Annotated in this window: 19 protein-coding genes; 10 read left to right on the forward strand and 9 right to left on the reverse strand. The window is 69.9% G+C overall.

The genetic code is table 11. From position 1 onward, the window contains the following. Positions 1–37: 37 nt before the first annotated feature. Positions 38–640, reverse strand: a complete 603-nt coding sequence (locus tag OG205_RS45985; protein WP_330274010.1) for a class I SAM-dependent methyltransferase — start codon at positions 638–640, stop codon at positions 38–40. An 18-nt stretch (positions 641–658) separates the two neighbouring features. Further along, on the reverse strand, positions 659–1,366 hold the full coding sequence (locus OG205_RS45990) for a MerR family transcriptional regulator (RefSeq protein WP_330274011.1): 708 nt from the start codon (positions 1,364–1,366) through the stop codon (positions 659–661). A 127-nt stretch (positions 1,367–1,493) separates the two neighbouring features. Between OG205_RS45990 and OG205_RS45995 the strand changes: the two genes are divergently transcribed. Then, positions 1,494–1,943, forward strand: coding sequence for a hypothetical protein (locus tag OG205_RS45995; RefSeq protein WP_330274012.1), 450 nt, complete (start codon positions 1,494–1,496; stop codon positions 1,941–1,943). A 31-nt stretch (positions 1,944–1,974) separates the two neighbouring features. Here the strand turns inward: OG205_RS45995 and OG205_RS46000 are convergent, their stop codons facing one another. Beyond that, a complete protein-coding gene (locus OG205_RS46000) occupies positions 1,975–3,567 on the reverse strand; it encodes a PucR family transcriptional regulator (RefSeq protein WP_330274013.1) in 1,593 nt (530 codons plus the stop codon). A gap of 108 nt (positions 3,568–3,675) precedes the next feature. Between OG205_RS46000 and OG205_RS46005 the strand changes: the two genes are divergently transcribed. The 3 genes from OG205_RS46005 to OG205_RS46015 are packed head-to-tail and all read left to right on the forward strand — an operon-like array spanning position 3,676 to position 7,085. Beyond that, on the forward strand, positions 3,676–4,959 hold the full coding sequence (locus OG205_RS46005; protein ID WP_330274014.1) for an aspartate aminotransferase family protein: 1,284 nt from the start codon (positions 3,676–3,678) through the stop codon (positions 4,957–4,959). Beyond that, positions 4,956–6,437, forward strand: coding sequence for a CoA-acylating methylmalonate-semialdehyde dehydrogenase (locus OG205_RS46010; protein ID WP_330274015.1), 1,482 nt, complete (start codon positions 4,956–4,958; stop codon positions 6,435–6,437). Before OG205_RS46005 ends, OG205_RS46010 begins: the two co-directional genes overlap by 4 nt. A gap of 9 nt (positions 6,438–6,446) precedes the next feature. Then, the gene (locus OG205_RS46015; RefSeq protein WP_330274016.1) at positions 6,447–7,085 is read left to right on the forward strand and encodes a class I SAM-dependent methyltransferase; all 639 of its coding nucleotides are present in this window, start codon (positions 6,447–6,449) and stop codon (positions 7,083–7,085) included. On the opposite strand, the gene OG205_RS46020 is transcribed toward OG205_RS46015, so the two are convergent. After that, positions 7,040–9,097, reverse strand: a complete 2,058-nt coding sequence (locus OG205_RS46020) for an elongation factor G-like protein EF-G2 (protein WP_330274017.1) — start codon at positions 9,095–9,097, stop codon at positions 7,040–7,042. The genes OG205_RS46015 and OG205_RS46020 overlap by 46 nt on opposite strands. A 246-nt stretch (positions 9,098–9,343) precedes the next feature. Between OG205_RS46020 and pdxS the strand changes: the two genes are divergently transcribed. Continuing rightward, entirely contained in the window at positions 9,344–10,237 is an 894-nt protein-coding gene (gene pdxS, locus OG205_RS46025; RefSeq protein ID WP_330274018.1) for a pyridoxal 5'-phosphate synthase lyase subunit PdxS, read from the forward strand. 57 nt (positions 10,238–10,294) lie between these two features. Here pdxS and OG205_RS46030 read toward each other — a convergent pair whose 3' ends face one another. From OG205_RS46030 to helR, 3 genes are all read right to left on the reverse strand, one after another. Further along, positions 10,295–10,777, reverse strand: coding sequence for an LppU/SCO3897 family protein (locus OG205_RS46030; protein ID WP_330274019.1), 483 nt, complete (start codon positions 10,775–10,777; stop codon positions 10,295–10,297). Positions 10,778–10,989: 212 nt separating this feature from the next. Beyond that, positions 10,990–11,886, reverse strand: coding sequence for an LppU/SCO3897 family protein (locus OG205_RS46035; protein ID WP_330274020.1), 897 nt, complete (start codon positions 11,884–11,886; stop codon positions 10,990–10,992). A 42-nt stretch (positions 11,887–11,928) separates the two neighbouring features. Beyond that, positions 11,929–14,106, reverse strand: coding sequence for an RNA polymerase recycling motor ATPase HelR (gene helR, locus OG205_RS46040; RefSeq protein WP_442916708.1), 2,178 nt, complete (start codon positions 14,104–14,106; stop codon positions 11,929–11,931). A gap of 193 nt (positions 14,107–14,299) precedes the next feature. Here helR and OG205_RS46045 point away from each other — a divergent pair, with 193 nt between their 5' ends. Continuing rightward, entirely contained in the window at positions 14,300–15,592 is a 1,293-nt protein-coding gene (locus OG205_RS46045) for a VCBS repeat-containing protein (RefSeq protein ID WP_330274022.1), read from the forward strand. Positions 15,593–15,644: 52 nt separating this feature from the next. Next, complete coding sequence (locus OG205_RS46050) at positions 15,645–16,469, forward strand: hypothetical protein (protein WP_330274023.1); 825 nt, start codon at positions 15,645–15,647, stop codon at positions 16,467–16,469. On the opposite strand, the gene OG205_RS46055 is transcribed toward OG205_RS46050, so the two are convergent. Beyond that, on the reverse strand, positions 16,466–17,020 hold the full coding sequence (locus OG205_RS46055; RefSeq protein ID WP_330274024.1) for a helix-turn-helix domain-containing protein: 555 nt from the start codon (positions 17,018–17,020) through the stop codon (positions 16,466–16,468). The two genes, OG205_RS46050 and OG205_RS46055, sit on opposite strands and share 4 nt — an antisense overlap. A 58-nt stretch (positions 17,021–17,078) precedes the next feature. On the opposite strand from OG205_RS46055, the gene OG205_RS46060 reads away from it, so the two are divergent. Genes OG205_RS46060 through OG205_RS46070 form a run of 3 tightly spaced genes read left to right on the forward strand, consistent with a single transcriptional unit; the run spans position 17,079 to position 20,517 of the window. Continuing rightward, on the forward strand, positions 17,079–17,780 hold the full coding sequence (locus OG205_RS46060) for an AzlC family ABC transporter permease (protein WP_330274025.1): 702 nt from the start codon (positions 17,079–17,081) through the stop codon (positions 17,778–17,780). Continuing rightward, a complete protein-coding gene (locus OG205_RS46065; RefSeq protein WP_319979135.1) occupies positions 17,759–18,067 on the forward strand; it encodes an AzlD domain-containing protein in 309 nt (102 codons plus the stop codon). Before OG205_RS46060 ends, OG205_RS46065 begins: the two co-directional genes overlap by 22 nt. Positions 18,068–18,120: 53 nt before the next feature. Further along, positions 18,121–20,517, forward strand: a complete 2,397-nt coding sequence (locus OG205_RS46070; protein WP_330274026.1) for a helix-turn-helix transcriptional regulator — start codon at positions 18,121–18,123, stop codon at positions 20,515–20,517. Here the strand turns inward: OG205_RS46070 and OG205_RS46075 are convergent. Beyond that, positions 20,514–20,954: an Lrp/AsnC family transcriptional regulator gene (locus tag OG205_RS46075; protein WP_030478062.1), complete on the reverse strand. Its 441-nt coding sequence runs from the start codon at positions 20,952–20,954 to the stop codon at positions 20,514–20,516. The genes OG205_RS46070 and OG205_RS46075 overlap by 4 nt on opposite strands. Positions 20,955–21,000: the final 46 nt, after the last annotated feature.

A 21,000-nucleotide genomic window follows, 5' to 3' on the forward strand; every position in this document is an offset into this window, starting at 1 on the left:
GGCAGAAGTCCGTCATAAGTGGTCAGTTCATGGCCAGTTAGCGCGCGAACTCCGCGGTCCAGCGGGCCCCGTCGCGACCCACCTTCAGGGCGGTGAGACCGTCCGTCTGGAACGCCATGACCTCGGACGGCGTCAACGGCCACGGCGGACCGTCCGCGACCGACTCTTCCTCGCGGGCCACGGCCAGGACCAGCAGTTTCGAGCCGGTCAGCCACGCGACCCGTTCGATGGCCTGGGCGTGCGCGTCGACGGGCAGCGCCTGCACAGTCATGTTCTCCACGACGAGATCGAACGCGTGGTGCCACTCGGCGGGCGGGTTCAGCAGGTCGGCGACCACGTACGAGACAGAGGACTCCGGATAGCGCGCCTGCACGGCCGCCACGGCGGTGGGGGAGATGTCGAAGGCGGTCACCTCGAACCCCAGCGAGGCTAGGAACTCCGAGTCACGGCCGTAGCCACAGCCCACGACGAGCGCGCGCTGACCCGTGCCGTCGACGCCGTCGGCCCACTTGACGAGGTGCGGCTGGGGGTGGGGGACGTCCCAAGGGACGGAGGCCGTGCCGGCTTCGGCCTCCGCGTAGAGATCTTCGAACCACCCGGTCGGGTTGGCGGCTTGCAGACGTCGGTCATCGGGAAGCATGACCAACTTCTACCGAACTCACCGTGCGGCGCGCGCCTGAGTTACGTAATCCACCAGACCGTCGTCGGCGGGCCAGCCGATCTGGGTACTGATCGACGCCTTGTTCTCGGTCCACGACTTCCGCGCCGCGGCCTGGACCGCCGGGTCGCCGCCGGTGAACCGGGCGCCGAGCTCGTCCCACTGCCGCGCGAGTTCGACGACGCGCGGGTCGGACGGTGGCGTGCCGTCGGCCATGTGCTGACGCAGCTGCCGCACCAGTTCCAGCCAGGACGCCTTCAGCGCCTCCACGGCCTCCGGGCCCATCGCCGCCGCGCGCGACCTCATGTCGCCCAGCTGGTCGGCGGTGAAGTAGCTCTCGTACACGGACATCATCTCCAAAGTGGACAGAAGGGACTCGGTGGTGTGCCCGTCGAGCAGCGCGGTGAGCCGCGACCGCAGTGCCTCCACCTGTTGCGCCTGGACGTTCAGCGCGGCGAGCTGGGCCTCGAAGAGAGGCCGCAGCGAGTCCGAACGGGACAGTGCCGATCGGACTTCCTCCAGCGAAAGACCGAGCTGGCGCAGCGATCTCACCTGATAGAGGCGGCGGACGTCGTCCGGTGTGTACCGACGGTGACCGGATGCCGTGCGCTCGGAAGCGACGACCAGTCCGATCTCGTCGTAGTGGTGCAGCGTGCGGACTGTCAGTCCGCTCGCTCTGGCCAGGTCACCGACGCTCCAACGGGTCACACCGAGACCGTAGGACCTCCCGTCGCGTGAGGTTCAAACCCTCACCACCCGATCGAGCGGGTTAATTCTCGAACCAAATGCGCCGATGAAATCGAAGATCGGTCCCCAAACCAGATTGAGGAAAACTGTGTCTCGTTCCGGACTGTTCCGTGCCGCCGCCCTGCTCGCCGCCAGCGCCGCCCCGCTCCTCGCGGGCTCGGCCAGCGCCGCCGAGCTGCCCCAGCTGGGTGCCGGCGTCCCCGAGGTCGGCGCGGGCAAGCTGATCTCCGACGCCCAGCAGCACGCGAACCCGCTCGAGTCGGCCTCCGCTGTCCAGCTCCCGCACGTCGGCGCTCCCGTCGCCAACGACCTGCCGGTGCCCGCGCTGCCCGCCGTCCCGGCCGCGCAGGAGCGCACCGCGCCGAACCCGGTCGCCGCCGAGCTGGGCACCCTGCCGTCGCTGCCGAACGCCGACGCCCTCGCGGGCAACGCGCACGTCGGTGACCTGAAGGCGCCGGCGCTGTCGGACCTGCCGACCAACAACGTCGTGCCGAACCCGACCGTTCTCTCGGGCACCTTCCCGACGATCAACGGCTGAGTTCCCACGTCGAAAATGGGCCCGTGCGCGCTCACGGGCCCATTTCGTGTACCAGCAGCGCGACGTAGAGCGAGAGCACGGACTCCGGGTCCTCCAGCGAGACGCCGAGAACCTGCTCGATCCGCGCGAGCTGCTGGTAGTAGGCCGTCCGGGACAGGTGCGCCGCCGCGGCCGCCGCCGACTTGTTGCCGCCGTTCTCGCACAGGCACCGCAGCAGCTCGACCAGCCGGGAGCCCTGCGCCGAGTCCCGCGCCAGCAACGGCCCGAGCTCGCGGTCCGCGAACGCCCGCACCCGTTCGTCCTCGCGCAGCAGGTGCAGCAACCCGCGCAGCCGGACGTCGTCAAGCCGGTGGTAGAGCTGGGATCCCGGTGCTCGCAGCGCCGCCCCTGCCACGTGCACGGCCTCGCCGAGCGACCTGCGAACGTCCGTTGTGGACGTGACCGTCGTGCCCACCGCGATCACCACCGCTGACGCCGCCGTCCGGTGGATCTCGCGCGCGACCTTGCGCAGAACCCCTTCCACACCAACGGTCACCGGCACCGACAGCAGCGCGCGCACCGACGTGTCGTCCACGACGCCGACCAGTGCCGCGACCGTCACCCGCCGGGCCGCCAGCGCCGTCGCCTCGGCGAGATCACGCAGAACCTCCTGCGTGGCAAGCGTTTGCCCCTGCAGAACGGACACCGGCCGGACCGCCACGCCGATCAGCTGGCGTCGTTCCAGGGGCACGCCGAGCGCCGCCGCCCGCGCGCCCAGATCCGGCGACTGCGGCGACTGGCCGAGCAGCTGGGCCAGCAACGTCCGGTGCGTCTGCCGTTCCAGCGACTCCCGATCGCGTGCTACGAGCCGATGCACGGCCAACGCCGACGCGGCGCGTTCGGCGACCACGACGTGCCGGTGTGGTGGTGGCTCCGGCGAGACCATCACGAGCCGGCCCCAGTCGGCACCGCGTGCCCCGACGATGGTGATCAACCAACCGGACGCGGTGTCGTAGGCGGTCCGCTCGGTGACCGTGACGGCCCGCGAACGCGCCGCCCAGTCGTCCAGCAGCGTCACGGGATCGTGCCCGGCCGCGTCGTAGGCGAGCACGTCGTGGCCCAGCGTCTCCAGCACGACCGCCAGCCCGGACGTCCTGGCCACCTCGCGCAGCACCTCGGAGGGTTCGGCGCCCGCGACCGTCAGGGCCGTGAACGTCTCGTGCACCTGTTCCGCGGCCCTGAGCTCGGCCAGCTGGGCGTCCACGATCAGCCCCACGACGGCCTCGGTCACGGCCACGTACTTGGTCTCCTCGGTGAGCGTGACCAGCGGTAACCCGTGCCGTTCCGCCGCCGTGACCAGAGCGCCGGGCACGTCGTCGCGCCACCGCCTGCCCAGCTCGACGATCAGGCCGGCGCAGCCGACGGCGGCCAGTTCCTCGATGTAGCGGGCGAGGCCGGACTCGGGCAGCATCACGCCGGTCGTGAGCACCAGTTCGCCGCCTCGAAGCAGCGGCGCGATGTCTGCGATCTCCGCCACATGGACCCATCGGACGCGTCTGCCGAGTCCGGCCGATCCGGCCACCAAACGGGGCTTTCCCTGCCGGATCACCGGCAGAGCGACGACTTCGGAGACCGTCGGGTACATGGACACAACGTAATGCCAACCAGCCGATCCGGGTACAGGTTGTGCATGGCGGCGCACCCGGCGCGCCAGCAGACTCCGAGGCAGGCGTCGGACCCCTTGGAGGACGAGATGGCTCACAAGGAGCTGCTGGCACGACACCGCGCGGTGATGCCGAAGTGGCTGGCCCTCTACTACGACGAGCCCATCGAGATCGCGAGCGCCTCCGGGCGCCGGGTGACCGACCGCGAGGGCACGACCTACCTGGACTTCTTCGCGGGCATCCTGACCAACGCCATCGGCTACGACGTCGCCGAGATCAGCGACGCGATCCGCTCCCAGCTCGACACGGGCGTGCTGCACAGCTCGACGCTGTACCTGATTCGCTCGCAGGTCGAGTTGGCGGAGAAGATCGCCGAACTCTCCGGCATTCCGGACGCCAAGGTGTTCTTCACGAACTCCGGCACCGAGGCCAACGAGACCGCGCTGATGCTCGCCACCCAGGCGCGCCGCAGCGAGCAGGTGCTGGCGCTGCGCAACAGCTACCACGGCCGTGCGTTCGCCACGGTCGCCATCACGGGCAACCGCGGCTGGTCCGCGTCCGCGCTGTCGCCGATCAAGGTCAGCTGGGTGCACGGCGGCTACCGCTACCGTTCGCCGTTCAAGTCCTTCTCCGACGCCGACTACATCAAGGCGTGCGTCGACGACCTGCGCGAGATCATCGAGACCACGACGTCCGGCGACGTCGCGTGCATGATCGTCGAGCCGATCCAGGGCGTCGGCGGCTTCACGTCCCCGCCCGACGGCCTGTTCCGCGCGTTCAAGGACGTGCTGGACGAGTACGGGATCCTCTTCATCTCCGACGAGGTGCAGACAGGCTGGGGCCGCACCGGCGAGCACTTCTGGGGCATCCAGGCGCACGACGTTGTGCCGGACGCGATGACGTTCGCCAAGGGCCTCGGCAACGGCCTCGCGATCGGCGGTGTCGTCGCGCGCGGCGACCTGATGGACACCATCAACGCCAACTCGATCTCGACGTTCGGCGGCAACCCGGTCTCCACGGCCGGCGCTCTCGCCACTCTCGACTACCTGCTCGACCACGACCTCCAGGCCAACGCGGCCAAGCTCGGCTCGCGGCTGCTGAGCGGGCTCCGCGAGCTCGCGGAGAAGCACCCGGTGATCGGCGACGTGCGCGGCAAGGGCCTGATGGTCGGCGTCGAGTTCGTCGGTCCCGAGGGCGAACCGAACGGCGCCGCCGCCGGTGTGGTGCTGGCGGAGGCGAAGGCGCGCGGGTTGCTCGTCGGCAAGGGCGGCCTGTACGGCAACGTGATCCGGTTGGCGCCACCGATGACGCTGACCGAGGACGAACTGGAAGAGGCTTTGGGCATTCTGGCGCAGGCGGTGGAACAGGCGTGATCAAACACTGGATCAACGGCAAGCCCTGGGACGACACTCCATCGAGGCTCGGGGACGTCTACGACCCGACGACTGGCAAGGTGGCCTCCCAGGTCGCCTTCGCGTCGGTGTCCGAAGTGGACGCGGCGGTCTCGGCTGCCGCGGAAGCGTTTGCGTCCTGGCGAAACGCGTCCCTGGCGCAGCGCTCGACGGTGATGTTCAAGTTCCGCGAGCTGCTCAACGACCGCAAGGGCGACCTCGCGAAGATCGTGTCCGCCGAGCACGGCAAGGTCGTGTCCGACGCGGGCGGCGAGATCCAGCGCGCGCTGGAGTCGGTCGAGTACGCGTGCGGAATCCCGCAGCTCCTGAAGGGCGGCTTCAGCGAGAACGCGTCGACCCGTGTCGACGTCTACTCGATCCAGCAGCCCGTGGGCGTGGTCGGCGTGATCTCGCCGTTCAACTTCCCCGCCATGGTCCCGCTGTGGTTCGTGCCGACCGCCATCGCGTGCGGCAACACCGTGGTCCTGAAACCGTCCGAAAAGGACCCTTCGGCGTCGAACTTCCTCGCCGAACTCTTCGCAGAGGCCGGTCTGCCGGACGGCGTCCTGAACGTTGTGCACGGCGACAAGGTGGCCGTTGATCGGCTCCTCGAACACCCGGCCGTGAAGGCGATCTCGTTCGTCGGCTCCACCCCGATCGCCCGCTACGTCTACGAAACCGGCACCTCGCACGGCAAGCGCGTGCAGGCGTTGGGCGGCGCCAAGAACCACATGGTCGTGCTGCCCGACGCCGACCTGGACCTGGCCGCGGACGCCGCCGTGTCCGCGGGCTTCGGCTCGGCGGGCGAGCGGTGCATGGCGATCTCGGTCGTGGTCGCCGTGGGCGAGGTCGGCGACGCGCTGGTCTCCAAGATCCAGTCGCGGATCGCCGACGTGAAGGTCGGCGCCGGCTCGTCCTGCGAGATGGGCCCGCTGGTCACCGGCGTGCACCGCGACAAGGTCACGTCCTATTTGGACGCCGGGGTGGCTGCGGGCGCGGTGCTGGCGGTCGACGGCCGCGACCACCCGATCGACGGCGAGGCAGACGGCTTCTGGCTCGGCCCGACGCTGTTCGACCACGTCGGCACGGACATGACGGTCTACACCGACGAGATCTTCGGCCCGGTGCTCTCGGTCGTCCGCTGCGACACCTACGAAGAAGCCGTCGAGATGGTGAACAGCAACCGCTACGGCAACGGCACCGCCATCTTCACCAACGACGGCGGCGCCGCTCGCCGGTTCCAGAACGAGATCGAGGTAGGCATGGTCGGCGTGAACGTGCCGATCCCCGTGCCGGTCGCCTACTACTCGTTCGGCGGCTGGAAGGAATCGCTGTTCGGCGACTCCCACGCGTACGGCCCGCACGGCGTGCACTTCTTCACCCGCTCGAAGGTCGTCACGTCGCGCTGGCTCGACCCGTCGCACGGCGGCGTGAACCTGGGCTTCCCCCAGAACACCTAGGGTGGTGCGGTGAGCACTCGCCGCTCGTACGACCGCGTGGCCGCGCGCTACGCGTCCGAACTGAGCGGCGAGCTCGCGGGGAAGCCGCTGGACCGCGCTCTGCTCGACGCCGTCGCGGACTCGGCGGACGGCCTGGTTCTGGACGTCGGCTGCGGGCCAGGCCACGTCGCGGCCCATCTGGCTGCGCGAGTGCCCGTCGTCGGCGTCGACCTGTCACCGCAGATGTGCTCGCACGCCGACGTGCCCACCTGCGCCGGCGACATGACAGCACTGCCCATCCGGTCCCACTCGGTTTCCGCGCTCGTCTGCCTGTACGCGGTCATCCACCTCGACGCAGGACAACGTGCCCAGGCGTACGCCGAGTTCGCGCGGGTACTGCGCCCCGGTGGGCAGGCGCTGGTCGCGTTCCACGTGCGCGACGCGGAAACCGAGGCGGGGCAGGCGAAGACGATGACCGAGTGGTGGGGCAACGAGGTCGAGTTGACCTTCCGCTTCCTCGACCCGGACGAGGAAGCGCGTGCACTGGCGGAGGCGGGCCTCACCGTGACAGCCCGCCTCGATCGCGTTCCGGATCCGCGTGTCGAGCACGCGAGCGATCGGACCTACTTGCTCGCGCGTGCCGCCAACGCCTCAGGCAGCGGGTCGTAACGGGAGAAGCGGCGCGTGAACGTGCCGGTCCCCGACGTCAGCGACCGCAGCTCCACCGCGTACCGCAGCAGCTCCGACGACGGCACCTCGGCGCGGATCAGCGTGCGACCGCCCTCGTCCGACTCGGTCCCCAGCACCCGCCCGCGCCGCCCGGACAGGTCGCCCAGCACGGTGCCCAGGTGTTCGTCGGGCAGGCGGATCGCGACCTCGTCCATCGGTTCCAGCAGTTGCGTGCGCGCGGCGGCCGCGGCCTCCTTCAGGGCCAGCGCGCCCGCCGTTTGGAACGCGGCGTCCGACGAGTCGACCGAATGTGCTTTGCCGTCAACGAGAGTCACCCGTACGTCGACGACAGGGGTGCCGTCGTGCAGGCCTCGTTCCAGCTGTGCGCGCACGCCCTTCTCGACGGACGGGATGAACTGGTGGGGGACCGAGCCGCCGACGACCTTGTCCACGAACTCGAAGCCGGCGCCGCGGGGGAGTGGTTCCACGAGGATGTCGCACACCGCGTACTGGCCGTGGCCTCCCGACTGCTTCACGTGCCGGCCGTGGCCCTTTCCTGAGCCGGCGAAGGTTTCGCGGAACGGGACGCGCACCGGTTCGGTGTCGATCTCCGCTCCGCCGGCGCGCAGGCGGGCCAGCACGACGTCGGCGTGGGCCTCGCCCATGCACCACAGGACCATCTGGTGCGTCTCGGCGTTGCGGTCCAGGCGCAGGGTCGGGTCGCTCGCGACCAGACGGCCCATGTTGCGGGCCAGGTTGTCCTCGTCGCTGCGTGTGCGGGGCACGACGGCGATGGGCAGCAACGGTTCTGGCATGTCCCACGGCGCCATCAGCAGTGGCTGTTCGGGGGCGGAGACGGTGTCGCCGGTTTCGGCGGTGGTCAGCTTCGTCAGCGCGCACAGGTCGCCGGCGACGCAGTAGGGGACCTCGCGCAGCGTCGAGCCCAGCGGCGAGTAGATGTGGGCGACGCGTTCGTCGGCGTCGTGGTCCTCGTGGCCGCGGTCGGCCATGCCGTGGCCGGAGACGTGCACGGGGCGTTCGGGGCGAAGGGTGCCGGAGAAGACACGGACCAACGACACGCGGCCGACGTAGGAGTCCACTGCTGTGCGGACCACCTCGGCGACGAGTGGCCCGTCCGGGTCGGCGGCCATGCGAGGTTGCGGGATGCCGTCCACCGACGTCACGTCCGGAACGTCGTGCTCCAGCGGTGACGGGAACGCGCGCGAGATGCCGTCCAACAGCTCCGTGAGACCCATGCCGGTTGCGGCGCACACGGGCATCACGGGGTGGAACGAGCCGCGCGAGACGGCGGTCTCCAGGTCGGCGATGAGCGTGTCCTGGTCGATCTCCTCGCCTTCGAGGTAGCGCTCCATGAGGGTCTCGTCCTCGCTCTCGGCGATGATTCCCTCGATCAACGCCGCGCGCTCGTCCGGGTAGTTCGCCCCGGACGTCAGCAACCCGACCAGTGCGTCGCCCTCCGGCATGTACAGCGGCACGACGCCCGCGCCGAACGCCGCCTGGCACGCGATGACCTCGGTGCCGAAGTCCGCACGGTGGTGGTCGGTGCGTGTGATGACGACGGCGCGTGGCATGCCGACGAGAGCGCACTCCTCCCACAACGAGATGGTGGCCGCGTCGACGCCCTCGAAAGCGTTGACAACAAAAAGGGCCGCGTCCGCGGCCCGTAGTCCTGCTCTGAGCTCACCCACGAAGTCGACGTATCCGGGGGTGTCGATCAGATTGATCTTGATGTCCCCGTGCTGGATCGGGGCTACAGCGAGGCCCACCGACCGTTGTTGCCGGACGGCTGCCGGGTCGTGGTCGCAGACCGTGGTGCCCTCGGTGACCGATCCCGCGCGGGTCAGGACACCGGTGGCGGCGAGCAGGGCCTCGGTGAGCGTCGTCTTGCCGGCGCCGGACGGGCCCACGAGCACGACGTTGCGGACTTTGGCCGGGTCGTCTACAGCGACCGCGCCTGCCGATGTGCCGTTGTCGGAGTTCTTGCTTCCCATGGCGACCTCCGTCAAGTCGTAGTGTTCGATCTCACACCCGTTCACAGGTCGTTACAACCCCGGAGACCCGACTGGTCGCCCACCGGCACGCGAACACAGTTCACAACCAGCCAAGTGACAGGGCTCACCACCTGCGGTTGATCGTCAAGTGGCCTTCTGGTTCGGGGCTCCAGTGGCTTGGGCGAGAGGGCCACGTCAGACGTAGGGTGAGTTCACCAAGACTTCCCCTCGTGAAAGGTTGCCCCGGTGAGCACTGATCAGGTCACGGGTACCGCCCGCGTCAAGCGCGGCATGGCCGAGATGCTCAAGGGTGGCGTGATCATGGACGTGGTCGACGCCACCCAGGCGAAGATCGCGGAGGACGCGGGCGCCGTCGCCGTCATGGCGCTGGAGCGCGTCCCGGCCGACATCCGCTCCCAGGGCGGCGTCGCGCGCATGAGCGACCCCGACCTGATCGACGGGATCATCGAGGCCGTCTCGATCCCGGTCATGGCGAAGGCCCGCATCGGCCACTTCGTCGAGGCCCAGGTCCTCGCGTCGCTCGGTGTCGACTACATCGACGAGTCCGAGGTGCTCACCCCGGCCGACTACGCCAACCACATCGACAAGTGGGCGTTCACCGTTCCGTTCGTGTGCGGTGCGACGAACCTCGGAGAGGCCCTGCGCCGCATCACCGAGGGCGCGGCCATGATCCGCTCCAAGGGCGAGGCCGGCACCGGTGACGTCTCGAACGCCACCACGCACATGCGCAAGATCCGCCAGGAGATCCGCCGCCTGCAGAACCTCCCCGAGGACGAGCTCTACGTGGCCGCCAAGGAGCTCCAGGCGCCGTACGAGCTGGTCAAGGAGATCGCGCAGAACGGCAAGCTCCCCGTCGTGCTGTTCACCGCGGGTGGCATCGCGACCCCGGCCGACGCCGCGATGATGATGCAACTCGGCGCCGAGGGCGTGTTCGTCGGTTCCGGCATCTTCAAGTCCGGCAACCCGGCCCAGCGCGCCGAGGCCATCGTGAAGGCCACCACCTTCCACGACGACCCCGACGTCATCGCCAAGGTCTCGCGCGGCCTGGGTGAGGCCATGGTCGGCATCAACGTCGACGAGATCCCGGAGCCGCACCGCCTGGCCGAGCGCGGCTGGTAGGTCCCAGGAACGAACGGAGAAGGGCGCGTCCCCCACGGGACGCGCCCTTCTGCCGTCCTACGACCCCGGTGTGAAGCAGTACGTGGTCGTCGTTTCCTTGAAGGCCATCGCTTTCGACGACTCCGGGCCGCACGCCGCCTCGTCCGCGACGTTCGTGAGCACCCGCACCTTGGTCGCCCCGGTCGTACCGCAGGCCATCCTCTTGTTCTCGGCGAGGTGCGAGGTGAAGTCGTAGCACTCGCCGTCGAAGAACACCGGGATCAGGCACAGGTGCTCGCTGAGGTCCTTGCGGCTGTCGTAGGTCGTGTACGAGTGCGGGGCTTCGCCGCAGTCCCCGCCCCGGGAGCCCAGCACCCTGCTCACGGTGTAGTTGTGCAGCCTGCCGTCGCAGGAGACCTTCTCGTACCTCGTGGCGGTCTCTGTGCTCGTCAGCTTCACGCAGTCGCCGACCGCCGTGCCGGGAGAGCTGTCCCCGCGGAGCAGCGACGCGCCCAGGACCAGTGCCACCAGCACCAGGCCACCGAGGCAGGCCGCGATCACCCTCCCGGCGCGGAATGTCCTTCGTGGTGGAACGAAAGCGGCCGGGTGACCGTGGGGCGGGAGTGCCCCGGCGGGTGGCGCCCACAGGTTGCGGGGCCCGTCAGGTGGAGTGGGCGGAGTCGTCATGGAATGCCCCCAGTGCGGCTCGACGCGGATGTGATCGTCTGGCCGACGCGAGCAGTCCCCCCAGACTTCCGCCCATCCTAGGGGGGTCAGATCGAGAACGTGTGGGTCAGGCAGTAGGTCGTCTTGATCTCCGGGTAGGCCAGCGCCAGCGCGAGCCGCTCGTCCTGACCGCACGCCGCCTTGTCCGCGGTTCCGGTGATCACCTTGGCCTTGACGACCATGTAGCCGCCGCACGCCTTCTTCGGGAACTCCGACTGCAGCGACGCGAGGGTGAAGTCGTAGCACTCGCCGTCGACGAACACCGGGATCAGGCACACGTTCACGCTGGAACCCTTGGTGTACTTGACATAGCCGTCCGGCGGCGTGCCGCACTCCTCGGTGGACGTCGCCGGCACCTTGGACACCGTGTAGTTGTGCTTGTTCTCGGCGCACGCGGTCTTCTCGAACTTCGGGTTGAACGACCCGCCCGCGAGCAGCACGCAGTCACCGACCTCCGCGAACGCCTTCGGCTTCGTGGTGGTCGTCGTCGTGGTCGTGGTGGCCGACGTGGACGAGGCCGCGGCCGGTGGCTTGTCGCCCCGGTTCACCAGGAACACGGCGGCACTGAGCCCCAGTGCGATCACGACCAGCCCGGCGATGATCAGGACCGCCTTGCCCGACGACTTCCGCGGCGGTTCCGGAGCCGGATAGGCCGGGTAGGGCTGGCCGGGGTACGGCTGGCCGGGCTGACCCGGATACGCCTGACCCGGATACGCCTGACCGGGGTAGGCCTGACCCGGAAACGCCTGGCCGGGGTACTGCTGGCCGGGATGGGCCTGATCCGGATACGGCTGCCCCGGGTTGGGCTGGCCGACGTGGGGCTGACCCGGATACGGCTGGCCCGGGTACGCCTGGCCGGGCTGCGGGCCCGGCACGGCCTGACCCGCGGGCGGAGTCGCCCACGGGTTGGCCGGGTCGTGGGGCTGGTTGGGCGGAGTGCTCACCAGCTGGACTTTAGAGCTGGTCAGAACCCCGCACCCACCGAATTACCCGCTTGTGCCCACGGTCTCAGCGAGATCGGACAAAGCGGCCGGCAACGCCCCGTGGTGCAGCACGCCGAGCCGTTGCGTGGCACGGGTCAGCGCCACGTACAGCTCCGCCGCACCGCGCGGCCCGTCCGCCATGATCCGTTCCGGCTCGACGACGAGCACCGAGTCGTACTCCAGGCCCTTGGTCTCCGAGGCGGGCACGGTGCCGGGCACGCCGGACGGGCCGATCACCACGCTCGTTCCCTCGAGAACCGCCTCCTGCTTGACGAACTCCTCGATGGCGCCGGGCAGCTCGTCCGGAGTCACCTGCCGCGACCACGGCTGAACACCGTTGGCGCGCACCGACTCCGGCGCGCGGACGTCCGGCGCGAACTCGGCGAGCACCCGTGCCGCGACGGCCATGATCTCCGCCGGCGTGCGGTAGTTGACCGTCAGCGACCGGTACTCCCAGCGCCCCGGCACGTACGCGTCGAGCATCTGGCCCCACGACGTGGCACCCGCCGCCGCACGACGCTGCGCCAGGTCGCCCACCACCGTGAAGGAACGGCCGGGGCAGCGGCGCATCAGCACCCGCCAGTCCATTTCGGACAGTTCCTGGGCCTCGTCCACCACCACGTGCCGGTAGGTCCAGCCGCGGTCGGCCAGCGCGCGTTCGGCGAGCGTGCGCTGGTCGTGGTCCTCGAAGCGCTCGGCCAGGTCCTCGGCGAACAGCATGTCCGAGGCGAAGAGGTGGTCCTCGTCGTCCATGTGGTCGAAGCGGCCGACCATGCTGTCGAGCACCTCGGCCGCGTACCGGGCCTCGGCCGCGCGGTCGGCGGAGGCGGCCTGGTCGTCGGCCTGCTCGCTGCCGTCCTTGCCCAGCAGGTCGTGCAGCTCGTCGAGCAACGGCACGTCCGAGACCGTCCACGCGGAACCGTCCACGCGGTGCAGCGACGGGTCGGCGCCCGCCTCCGCCAGCAGTTCCGGCGACGAGTACAGCGCGCCCAGCAGCTCGAACGGCGTCATGATCGGCCACAGGGAGTCGAGCAGCGCGGCGAACGTGTCGTCGTCGGCGAGGTCCTTGACCAGGCCCGTCCGCATCTCCTCCCAGGCCTGCTTGTCGGACCGGGACATCCAGCCCTTCCCGATCCGGCCGATCGCCCGCTCGGTCAGCACGTACGTGACGATCTCGCGGAACACCGCGCGGGCCTCGTTGTGCGGCAGGCCGCTGTCTCGCGCCTCCTGCCGGGCCCACTGGGCGACGTCCGCGCCGATGTGGACGACCACGTCCTTCATGCCCATCGGGATCGGCTCCGCGGGAACGCGCTGCAGGGCCGCGACGGCCGCCTTCAGCACGTCCACCATCTTGCGCGAACCCTTGAGCCGCGCGACGTCCGGAGCGTCCTCGGCGGTCGCGAGCAGACCGGGCAGCAGGCTGCCGGTCGTCGAGAACACGACGTCCGACTCGCCCAGTGACGGCAGCACACGGCTGATGTGGTTGAGGAACGCCGGGTTGGGACCGACGACGAGCACGCCGTGCCGTTCCATGCGCTCTCGTTGCGTGTACATCAGGTATGCGACGCGGTGCAGCGCCACGACCGTCTTACCGGTGCCGGGGCCGCCCTCGATCACCAGCACGCCGGGGTGGTCGAGCCGGATGATCGCGTCCTGTTCGGACTGGATGGTCGCCACGATGTCGCGCATGCCGTCGCCGCGCGGCGCGTTCAACGCCTCCAGCAGGGCCACGTCGCCCTGCTCCTCGCCGAGCCTGCCGAACACCTCGTCGGTGAACCCGGCCACCGACCGGCGGCGGGTGAGGAACTGACGGCGCCGGAGCATGCCCTCGGGGGTGGCCCCGGTGGCGGTGTAGAACGGCCGCGCCGCCGGTGCCCGCCAGTCGAGCAGCGCCGGTTCGAACTCGTTCTCCTCGTCGAACAGGCCGATCCTGCCGATGTAGGAACTGTCGCCGTCGACGCTGTCCAGCCGGCCGAAGCACAGGCCGTAGTCGGCCACGTTCAGGCGCTTCATCTCGCGGTGCCGGGCGCGCACCTCGTTGTCACGTTCCATTGCGGTCTCGCCGGTGCCACCCAGCGCTGACAGGTAGGCGGCCTTCACGCGCGCGCGTTCGCCATCGAGCCGTGCGTAGAGACCGGCCACGTATTCACGCTCGGACTGCAGTTCTTCTTCGTAACCCACGTGCTCCCCACAGCGCCCTTGTTCTGCCTGAGGCGATGAGTGTGAACGATCCATGGGGCCTTGTGGCAAGGCCCCCTGTCTGCTATACGGTTAAGCGGGAAGAATCGCACCCCGAACGTGTGGAGCGCGTGTAGGTCCCGTGTAGTTCTCCTCCCCAGGGTGAGTGGCATCCACTCGACAGGGGAGACCACTCATGAAGCGGATTCTCGTGGCGCTCAGTGCTGCGGTCATGCTGCTCTCGTCCACGTCCGCGATGGCGGCGCCGCCCACTCCCGCGTTCGGTGCGGCGATCGACAAGTACGCCACCTACGTGGGGCAGACGACGTGCGACCCGGACGCCAAACCGGGCGTCATCGGGTTCAGAGACCTGCTGAAGGCCGAGTACGGCCGCGCCGACCTCGGCATGACCCGTGCGTGCAACATCGGCGGCACGAGCGAGCACAAGGAGGGCCGCGCGCTCGACTACCCGTTCAACGCGGGCAACTCGACCCAGGCCGCGCAGGCCCAGGAGATCATCAACTGGCTCCTCGCCACCGACCAGCACGGCAACGCACATGCCCTGGCCAGGCGCTTCGGGCTGATGTACATGATCTGGAACGGACGGATCTGGCGGGCGTACGAGTCGTCGAAGGGCTGGCAGTCCTACAGCGGCGACAGCCCGCACACCGACCACATCCACTTCAGCTTCACCTGGGCCGGCGCCCGCAAGCAGACGACGTGGTGGACGTCGGCGCGCAGCCTGTCCGCGGAGAGCGTGAACGGCGACCGCTACGACGACCTGCTCGCGGTGGGCCCGGACAACACCATGCACCTCTACCCCGGCACGTCCGCTGGCAGGTTCGGCGGCTCCAGCGAGGTCGGGCCGGGCTGGTCGGCGTTCAACCGCATCGGGGTCGGCGACACGAACGCGGACGGCTTCGCGGACATCCTCGCCACCGACGCCGACGGCTCGCTGCACTACTGGCACAACTCGGGCCACGGCACGTTCACCAAGCTCGCGAACGGCGGCTCCGGCTGGCAGACGCTGGAGTGGTTCGCGGTACTGGACGTCAACGGCGACAACCGCGCGGACATCGTCGGCCGCGACGGCGGCCGCCTGTACTGGTACCCCGGCGAGGGCTCCGGCAAGTTCTCGGCCCGCATCTTCATCGGCGAGGGCTGGGCTTCCTTCCCGCGCTTCGCCGGCGGCGACGCTGACGGTGACGGCGACGGCGACCTGTGGGCCACGAACGCGGCCGGCGACCTGTTCTTCTGGGAGGGCAACGGAAACGGCACCTTCTCCAGCGGCCGCGAGGTCGGCGCGGGCTGGGCGGGCTTCACCGAGTTCAACGTCCTGGACGTGAACGGCGACGCGAAGGCCGACGTCGTGGCGGTGCGGTCGAGCGACTCGACGCTGTGGCGCTGGGGCGGCGAGGGCGACGGGACGTTGTCCACGGCGGTGCAGGTCGGCACCGGCTGGTCCGGTTTCCGGCCCGCGAGCTACTGACCTTGTGGGTGGTCGTGGCCTCCTGGCCACGACCACCCGCCATCATGTCGGTATGAACGTGCCGTTCCGCTGGGACCTCGTGACGCCCGACCAGCTCGGGTCGCTGCTCGACGACGTCGCGATCCCCGAGGTGCGCTACCTCGCCGACCTGGCGGAGTGCGCGGGCAAGGTGCTCGCCCGTGGTGGCAACGGCGACCTGGTGTTCGTCGGGCGCTCGCTCGACTCGATGTTCGACCTTCTCGGCGGCGCGCTGGAGGGCACGGACCACACCCTCGCGCGGCTGCCGCTGTCGTTCTGGCACCCCGACGACCACACCCGGCCGGCGGTCCTGCGAGCGCGGGAGATCCTCACGGAACTCGGCATCACGCCCGCCTCGCTGGCCCGTCGCACCCGGCCGGTGACGTTCGTCGACGTGGTGTCGTCCGGCCGGACGTTCCTGAGCCTCTTCACGCTGCTGGACGACTGGATCACCGAGGAGCGCGAGCCGTGGCCGGTGATCCGCCTCAAGCTCCGGTTCGTCGGGGTGATCGGGAGGACGGAGACCAGCCCCAAGACCTGGCGCTGGAAGCAACACGCCGAGTGGACGCGCAGACTGCCCGCCGCGTCTGTCGTGAACGTGTCGCTCGACGCGGGAGTCTGGTCGCACTTCGGCAACTGGCAGCAGAAGGTGACGAGATCCTTTCCGCCGCACAGATGGGTGGCCGACCCGCCGGAGACCGAGCGGGACGAGAGGACTCGCAAGGCGCTGGCCGAGGCGGTGCAACTGGTCCAACTCGGGCGCACCAAGGAGGTTCGGCGGATGATCGCGCGCGCCATCGACGGCGAGCCCGCGCTCACCGAACCGTGGCTGCGCACGCTGCGAGGTCAGCTGAGCTAGACGGTGTGCTCCATGACCATCATCGCGGTCGTGCCCGGTTCCAGGGCCTTGCAGATGTGCGGCAGGTCGCCGGGATAGACGATGTAGTCGCCCGGCCCGAGTTCGATCGGGTCGTCGGCGAGGCCTGCCAGGCAGCGGCCGGACGCCACGATCATGTGCTCGACGCTGCCCGGCACGTGCGGCAGCGACTCGCGGGCACCGCCGGGTTCGAGGGCCAGCCAGTAGATGTCGTGCTTGGTGCCCGGACGGCACGCGGCCAGCAGCGTCGCGGAGTAGTGCGCCTGTTCGGAGTGGATGACCGGGCCCTCGCCGGCGCGGATCACCTGCACACGCGGCACGGCGGGTTCGACGAGTCGGCTGAACGGCACGCCGAGCGCCACACCGAGTGCCCACAGGGTCTCCACGCTGGGGTTTCCGGCTCCGGACTCCAGCTGGGAGAGCGTCGACTTCGCGACGCCGGCCTTCTTCGCGACCTCGGTCAGCGACATGCCGGTGCGGTCGCGCTCGCGCCGGAGGTTGGCGGCGATGAGGTCGAGTGGTGCGTTCGACACAGAAGTCCATCCGTTCGTCTTGACGAACACCGATCCCAGGTGTTCATCTTAATGGGTGGTGCGTTCGATCTGGCGAACTCTTGATGCTGTGCTTCTGCGTGACGTGGCCGCAGTCGCGTTAGGTGCCGCGGTGACCGGCGCGAGCTTCGGCGCGATCTCGGTCGGCTCCGGCCTGCCGTGGTGGATGCCGGTGCTGATGTCACTGGTGATCTTCGCGGGCGGCTCGCAGTTCATGGCCGTGGGCGTCGTCGCCGCAGGTGGCAGCCCTGCCGCCGCGGTGCTGGCCGGGCTCGTGCTCAACGCGCGGCACCTGCCGTTCGGCCTCGCGGTCGGGGACGTGCTGGGCAAGAGCCCGCTCGCTCGGATCGTCGGCAGCCACCTGCTGATCGACGAGTCGACCGCGTTCGCGATGGCGCAGAAGGATCCCGCGAGAGCGCGTGCGGCCTACTGGGCGTGTGGCGTGTCGCTGTTCTTCAGCTGGAACACGGGCGTGCTCATCGGTGCGCTCGTGGGGCAGGCGATCGGCGACCCGATGACGTTCGGGCTGGACGCGGCGTTCCCGGCGGCCCTGCTGGCGCTCACGTTGCCGGCGCTCAAAGACGCGGCGACGCGCAACGCGGCACTCGTCGGCGCGGCGATTGCGCTCGCGACCACGCCGTTCCTGCCCGCTGGTGTGCCCGTGCTGCTCGCGCTGGCCGGGCTGTTCGCGTTCCGCACGACGAAGAAGAAGGAGGAGCCGTGCCCGTCACCGCAGTCCTGATCCTGGCCGCCGGCACCTTCGCGATCCGTCTCGCCGGACCGTTGCTGCGCGACCGCGTCACGTTGCCGGAGAAGGTCCGCGAACTGATGTCCGCTTCGGCAACGGTTCTGCTGTTGGCGCTGGTAGCGGTCTCGGCGTTGACGAACGGCAGGCAGTTCGGCGGCTGGGCGCTCGCGGCCGGCGTCGCCGTCGGCGGGCTCGCGGCGTGGCGCAAGCTGCCGTTCGTGGCGGTCATCGTGCTGGCCGCGGCGACCACGGCGGGCCTGAGGCTCATCGGGGTGGCGTAGCGCCAATGCTTCCGCGATAGGCGGCCAATGGCGGACAGGCCTCAGATGGACCCATGGGCGCGAGAGCGGGACTGGTCGGGCGGGACCGGGAGACGACGCGGCTGGCGGAGGCGCTCACCGCGGCGTCTGGCGGTGACGGGCACCTCGTGGTGGCCACTGGGGGACTCGGGGCCGGCAAGACGGCACTGCTCACGACCGCGCGGGAGCTGGCCGCGCGGCACGGGTTCACGGTGCTGGCGGCACGCGGCAGCTACCTGGAGCGCGACCTGCCGTTCGGGCTGGTCAGCCGCCTGTTCGTCTGCGTGCAGCCGGGGGACGACGTCCAGCACCAGCCGCGCATCGCGGCCGCGCTCGGGCAGTCCGACTCGCTGGCCGAACCGGGCCCGGTGACGTTGCCCGAACTGCACGTCCTGCATCGCGCGCTCGCTCGGATGGCCGCAGAACGCCCCGTCGCCCTCGTCGTGGACGACGCGCAGTGGGCCGACCAGCCGTCGCTGCAGTGGCTGAGCACCCTGCCGCACCGCATCGAGCACCTGCCGATCTTCGCGCTGGCCGGGATCGGGGCGGGCGAGGTGTGCGCGGGGCCGCAGACCCTTGAAGAGCTGCTCGCCGCGTCGACCAGCGAGATCCGGCTGGACGAGCTGTCGTTCGCCGACTCGCGCGCGTTGGTCGAGAACGAGCTGGGACCGCAGGACGACGACTTCATCGCGCTGTGCCGCGCTGAGGCGGGCGGCAACCCGTTGCTGCTGCTCAACCTCATGCGCGCGTACACCGACCACGTCGTCGGACTCACCGCACCGGCGTTGCTGCCGACCGTCAACGTCCGCCTGCGCCGCCTCGCGCCGCACGCTCCGGACGCGTTGCACGCCCTGGCTGTGCTGGGCGGCGAAGTGACTTTGCCGCGCGTCGCCGAGTTGATCGGCATCGAGCCGTGCGAACTGGCCGGGACGATCGCCGCGCTGCACCGCATGGGATTGCTGTCAGCCGATGGTTCGTTGGTGCATCCGTTGGTGCGCAACACTTTGCGCGAAGAACTGACCATCACCGAACGCCAGGACCTGCACGCGGCCGCCGCCCGGTTGCTGACCGAGACGGGCGCGTCGGCCGAGGCGGTGGCCGAGCACCTGGTCGAGACCCGGCCGCAGGGCGAGGAGTGGGCGACCGAGGTGCTCGTGTCGGCCGCTCAGCGGTCCAGAACGCGCAACCGGGTCCTGGACGCCGTCCGGTACCTCAGGCGCGCGATGGACGAGCCGGGGTCCGCCGGGCTGCTGGCCGAACTCGGCGAGGTCGAGTCCTATGTGGACGTCCCGGCGGCGGTGGACCACCTGGGAGAGGCCGATCCCGCGCACCCCGCGTTGCCGGGTCTGCTGGCGTTGCTGGGGGAGGAGCCGCAGGTCGAGCCGGACGTCATCGGTGATCCCGACGTCCTGCCGTCGACGCCCTCGGAGTTCGAGCCCTATCTGCGGGCCGTTGGGTTCGTGAGGATGCGTGGCGAACTGACGGCCGCCTACGCGCGTGTGGACCGTGCGTTGACCGTGGCACGCCGCTGGCAGCACCGGCCATGCGTCGCGGCTGCCCTCACGGCGCGTTCTGCGTGCCTGCGGGATTTGGGACGGCTGGTGGGTGCCGAGTCCGACGCCCGCGAGGCGCTGGCGGTGCTGGAGAGCTGCGGCGCGGTTCGGGTCTCGACGCCGGTGTTCGCTGCCCTGACCGAGCTTTCGTTGGCACTGCTGGAGATGGGCGACGTCGAGATGGCGTCGGCCGTGTTCGAGGTGGCGCCCGGCGAGGTGCCGGACCTGTTCGGTGCGCCCGCGTTGCTGGCCGCGCGGGGACGGGTGCGGATCGCAGCCGAGCGGCGCAAGGACGGTGTGCGCGACCTGCTGGACTGCGGCGAACGGTTGCACGTGCGCAGTTATGACAGCACCTCGTGGCGGCTGCCCCTCGGAGGAGACCACCTTCTCGCCGAGGAACGCCTCGCACGCTCGATCGGCGCCGTGCTGCCGTTGGCGGCGTCGTTGCGAGCGCAGGGCGTGCTTCTCGGCGTGGAAGGCATTGGGCTGCTTCAGGAATCGGTCGACCTGCTGGCCTCGTCGGGCGCCCTGCTGGAACGGGCGCGGAGCCACTTCGCACTGGGTCGTGCGCTGCACCTGGCCGGACGGGTGAAGCCGGCCCGCGCCGAGCTGCGGGTGGCCGTGGACCTGGCCGACGACTGCGGTGTCGAGGAACTGGCCGAGGAGATCCGGCAGGAGCTCGCGGCCGGGCCTGCGGGGTTGACGGAGTCCGAGCGGCGCGTGGCCGCTCTGGCCGCCGAGGGCAAGATGAACCGCGAGATCGCGGCCGTGCTGTTCGTGCAACTGCGGACCGTCGAGATCCACCTGACGAAGGTTTATCGCAAGCTCGGCATTGACGGCCGCGACCAGCTCGCACCCGCATTGCGGCTCGCCGGTTAATGCTTTCTGACGTGCGAGAAGAGCAGGTTCGTGTGAACCTCTGTCACCTCTCGCCGGCTGGTGAACTTGTCGAGCACGAGTCGTTGCAGATGGCCGACGTCCGATACCGCGACGTGCACCAGGAAATCCTCCGGACCGGTCACGTGGGAGAGCGCGAGTGTTTCCGGGAGGCTCAGCACATAAGCCATGAACGGGTCGACGATCTCCTTGGTGTGCGGGCGGATCTTCACCGCGAGCATCGCCTGGACGTGCTGCCCGACGGCGCCCGGATCGATCTCGGCGTGATAGCCGGTGATCACGCCGCGTTCCCTGAGAGCCCGGTGCCGGACCACCGCCGTGGACTGCGCGACGTTGACGCGTTCCGCCAGGTCCTTGTTCTGCAGCCGCGCGTCCTTCCGCAACTCCCTCACGATGGCCTCGTCGATCGAATCCAGCACGGCCGTTCTCCGTTCCGCCGAATCGCCTGCGGTCTTCTGACCGTCC

Source organism: Lentzea sp. NBC_00516 (assembly GCF_036346835.1).
Taxonomy (GTDB): Bacteria; Actinomycetota; Actinomycetes; order Mycobacteriales; family Pseudonocardiaceae; genus Lentzea; species Lentzea sokolovensis.